The organism is Kitasatospora sp. NPDC001159, from assembly GCF_053598235.1.
Map to the genome: position 1 here is coordinate 1 of NZ_JBSFJV010000223.1, position 3,861 is coordinate 3,861.

Annotated in this window: 5 protein-coding genes; 3 read left to right on the top strand and 2 right to left on the bottom strand. The window is 70.3% G+C overall.

The annotated features are described in order from the left end of the window. On the top strand, nt 1–195 hold a 195-nt coding region (locus ACWC9T_RS41130; RefSeq protein WP_449826132.1), incomplete at its 5' end, for a hypothetical protein. 276 nt (nt 196–471) lie between these two features. On the opposite strand, the gene ACWC9T_RS41135 is transcribed toward ACWC9T_RS41130, so the two are convergent. Further along, nucleotides 472–1,338 (bottom strand): hypothetical protein, encoded by an 867-nt coding sequence (locus tag ACWC9T_RS41135; protein WP_449826133.1) that lies wholly within the window; start codon nt 1,336–1,338, stop codon nt 472–474. 283 nt (nt 1,339–1,621) lie between these two features. Here ACWC9T_RS41135 and ACWC9T_RS41140 point away from each other — a divergent pair, with 283 nt between their 5' ends. Continuing rightward, the gene (locus tag ACWC9T_RS41140) at nt 1,622–1,753 is read left to right on the top strand and encodes a hypothetical protein (RefSeq protein ID WP_449826134.1); all 132 of its coding nucleotides are present in this window, start codon (nt 1,622–1,624) and stop codon (nt 1,751–1,753) included. Nucleotides 1,754–2,024: 271 nt separating this feature from the next. Here the strand turns inward: ACWC9T_RS41140 and ACWC9T_RS41145 are convergent, their stop codons facing one another. After that, a complete protein-coding gene (locus ACWC9T_RS41145; protein ID WP_449826135.1) occupies nt 2,025–2,906 on the bottom strand; it encodes an MBL fold metallo-hydrolase in 882 nt (293 codons plus the stop codon). A 447-nt stretch (nt 2,907–3,353) separates the two neighbouring features. On the opposite strand from ACWC9T_RS41145, the gene ACWC9T_RS41150 reads away from it, so the two are divergent. Beyond that, nucleotides 3,354–3,797, top strand: a complete 444-nt coding sequence (locus ACWC9T_RS41150; RefSeq protein WP_449826136.1) for a transposase — start codon at nt 3,354–3,356, stop codon at nt 3,795–3,797. Nucleotides 3,798–3,861: the final 64 nt, after the last annotated feature.

The window sequence follows — 3,861 nt, forward strand, 5'->3', positions numbered from 1 at the left end:
GATCATCATGCCGCAGATCTCGTCGGCTCAGCCAGAGTGCCTGACCGACCGACGAGGACGACACCAGTGCACCGTCGCGCAGAGCCTCTCACCAGCGCGGATGAGGTTATCGGCAAGGGCAGGGCCGGTGAGAGCGCGGCGGCGATGGCGTCGATGGTGCGCGGCACCCTCGGCTCGGGCATGCGGTCGGACTGAACGGCCATGGCTGTGGACCTCCTACCAGCCACCGTAGCCGGGGCACCCGCCATCGGGCTCCCTCGATCCAGCTGTGCGCCGAGGGCACGCCTTCCAGGACGTCCTCCACCAAGACGACGCCCTGCGGCTGGCTGACTCCCGGGCGGGCCTGTCAAGACCGGGTGCCCCGGGCGGGTGCTGTTGTAAGTCTGCTCGAATCCCCTCAACGGGTCGGGGTGGTGCCGAGGTACCCATCGGCACCACCCGGATCAGCCGGGTCCGCCTGCGTGACGGCCGTCAGCCGGCCACCGTGTCGTACAAGCCGCGGCCCGTACGCTGCGCCCGCCCGGTCTTGGCGAGGCGCTCGAGCATCGTGCGCACCGCGTCGACCGCTCCGTTCTGGTCGTCGAGTCCGAGCAGGACGGTCACCTCCCTGGCCCGCAGTGGGCCCTTGCCCTGTCCGAGGACGGCCAGCACACTCTTTGCGTCGGTCAGGCGCCGACGGCCCGCCGCCGGGTGCGCGGGCGTCATCCGGCCGCCTGCACCCCTCGTGGCTTTCGCGGGCGCCGCCTTTCCCCGGGCGGCCGTCGTGCCCGCGCTCTTGGAGGCGCCGCGGGCAGCCTTCCTCACGGCCGGGGCCGGCGCGGGCGCCGCATCCTGTTCCCGGGCGCCCGCCGCCGGCGCCTTCCCCGCGACGGCCTTCGCGGCCGCTCGCTTCGCGGGGGCGGCCGCCTTCCGCGCGGTCGCCTTCCTCGCTGCCGCCTTCTTGGAGACGGCCTCGCGCGGGCCCGCGCTCCGGCCCGCAGCCGGTGCCCCAGCGGACTCGGCAACGGGCGACTCAGAGGGCTCCTGCGCCGACTGCGCTCGGGCGGCAGACAGTTCGTCCGCGACGCCTACCCGCACGGTGTCCGGCACCTGGTCCCGCTCCCCGAGCGGAGCCCCGACCAGAACATCCAACCCCTCCAGCACAGCCACCATCGCCTCCTCCTGGGCGATGAGGGCCGCCAGCTGCTCCTCAAGCTGCCGCCGCTGCTCCCGCACGGCCGGCAGCCGCGCCTCCACGAGGGCCCGCGTCGATCCCACACTGCTGTCCGAGCCGAACGTGTGTCCGTCCACAAGCGCTCCTTCAACTTCCGTTCGTGTCAGCGAATGTACGGCGATCACGCGGATCGGCTCAGCGGGATGGCGAAATCCGACCCGTGAGGGTTGCACCGCACCCGTTCGGCATGACCCGTCTTCTGGCCGAGCGGCCGCGCTGCGAGGTGAACTCGCGGCGCGAGTCGGCGATGTCCGGTCCAGCCTTATGGGAGGCCCGTGAGCATTCACTCCTGAGCGGGAGCCACCGGCTGACGGAGAATGGTGCGCAGCCGACTCGGGTGTGTCCGGCGGGTGCCGGAGAGATAGACGGCCGCCCGTACCCGTTCCCGACCCCCGGAGGCACCGCGCGATGACCGACACCACCCCGGACCCCGCCGCCGCGCCCGGCCGGCTGGAGCTGTCCATGGACAGCAGCAGCCCCGCGCCCGCCGACCGGGACCTGGGCCGCCCGGTCCTCGACTCACCGCTGGTCCGGCCATGACGGCATCCGCACCCTCCACCACGGCGCCGGCTTCGCCCGCGGCTGGACCGAGCGCGACGTCGACGGCCTGGACGGCTGGGTGGCCCTGGTCGACGGCCGGATCGTCCTCGGGGCCCGCCCCGGCGGCGTGCCGGAGCCCGTCGTGCACGCCAAGGCCGGACGCGACGCTGCACGCCGCCCTCGCCCAGCACCCCAACCGCCCCGACGACGATGTGCCCGCCGGTGAAAGCTTTCATCGGCGGGCACATCCCTGTCTGTCGCGAGCTGATCGCTATGCGCGCAGTCGCAGGGGCGTCAGGTGTTCCGGGCGGATCAGGCTGGTACGTGGGGAGAGTTCGCGAACCTGTGTGACGAGTCCGTCCAGGTCCATGTTGCTCCCCTGGACAGCCGGACCGGTCAGGGGTGTCTCGAAGTCGTCCCAGTGCACGGGGACGACGGTGCGCGGGAAATCGAGGGCCTTGAGCAGTCGCGGCACGTACCGGTACGTGGTGCGCTTGGTGCTCTCGACGGCGATCATCGCGATGTCGGGCCTCAGTCCGGCGAGGTTGCGCTCCACGAAGTCACTGGCGCCTGTCAGGAGGGTCGACGGTCCGTCGCCGAGGCGGATCTGGAAGGCCAGCGTGTCGCCTTCCGGGAGTTCGCCGATCGTCTCCGGCGCCTTGGCCGGCGGGCCCGTCAGCGTGCCGGGCGCCCAGTAGCTGTGCTTGGCGTTGCGGCTGTGCAGACTCGCCACCACCTCGACGGTGTACCCGCCGAAGTCGAGGACCTCGCCGCCCTTGACCGTGATCAGCTGTGCGGCCTCCACCCCCATCGCCCGGAGCAGGTAGCAGGTGGTCGCGGTACCGACGACGGGGATCTTCTTGGTCTTGGCGATGTGGGGGACGTCGTTGAAGTGGTCCCAGTGGCTGTGGCTGACCAGGATGAGGTCCGGCTTGCCAATGTGCTGGTCGACCAGGTCGGTGTCGACGGTGAGCCGGGTACTCGCGTCGAATCCGTTGGTCGGGAACCGCGTGATGTACGGGTCGAACAGCACCGTCTTCCCGTTGCCCTCGATCCGCCAGCCGCTGTTCCCGAGCCAGCGAAACACCGTCTCGCTGCCGCCACCCGTCCGGTACGGTTCGCCCGCCGCGGCAGTGGACGCGGCACCGACCACCGGCAGGAAGGTAGCCCCCGCAACCGCCGTCCGAAGGAGTCCGCGCCGTCCTAACGTGTTGTCACTCATGTCATCAGGAGACGAACACCTCGACCCTCCAGTTCCACTCCGGCTCATGGGTGGCACGTGTACGACTCGTGGCGGCGCGCATCGGACGCGGCCTGGGACCATCCCGTGCAGCGGTTCATCAGTGAGGTTGATCGCGGGGCCGTGCACCCTGAAGGGTGTCTTTACTGTCGTACGGTGGCTGAGCAGCGGCTTTGCAAGCGGTCGTCTCACGGGCATGATCGCGGGTCGTGGGTCTGCGACTGCTGTACTTGATCTTTTGCCGGTGTTGGACTGGCTGACACTGCTGGGGCGCTCGTCAGCTGCGAGAAGCGCCGAGATCCTCGTCCTGCGTCACGAGGTCGCCTTGCTCCGCCGCCAGATCGAGCGACCACGGATGTCATGGGCCGACCGTGCGGTACTCTCCGCACTCGCCCGAAAGCTGCCGACCACGCTGCGCCGGCATCGGCTCGTCACCCCCGGGCACGTTGCTGGCCTGGCATCGGCGCTTGGCCGGCTGGAAGTGGCGACAGCCACCGGTCAGGCCCGGATCGGCCACCGCTGCCCGACGAACTCGTCGCACTCATCCGGCGCCTGGCCACGGACAACCCGACCTGGGGCTACGTCAGAATCCAAGGCGAGCTTCGATGGCTCGGTCATCGGGTCGCCGCTGCCACCATCCGCCGAGTCCTTCGTCGCCTCGGACTGCCGCCCGCACCGCGGCGCGCCTCCCGGCAGAGCTGGCGGACCTTCCTGCATGCCCAAGCTCACACGCTTCTGGCCTGCGATTTCCTGCACGTGGACACCGTCTTCCTTGAGCTTTGCCCCGTGACGTGGACACCCTGACACTTGGATCTTGACGATCCAGGAAGGGAAGTCCAGGTGGGACGTCCATCGAAGTACTCGGACG

Bases quoted from the DNA above. Each gene is read 5' to 3' on its own strand.
- ACWC9T_RS41150 (WP_449826136.1), top strand. From the start codon at position 3,354: ATGGGCCGACCGTGCGGTACTCTCCGCACTCGCCCGAAAGCTGCCGAC.
- ACWC9T_RS41140 (WP_449826134.1), top strand. From the start codon at position 1,622: ATGACCGACACCACCCCGGACCCCGCCGCCGCGCCCGGCCGGCTGGAG.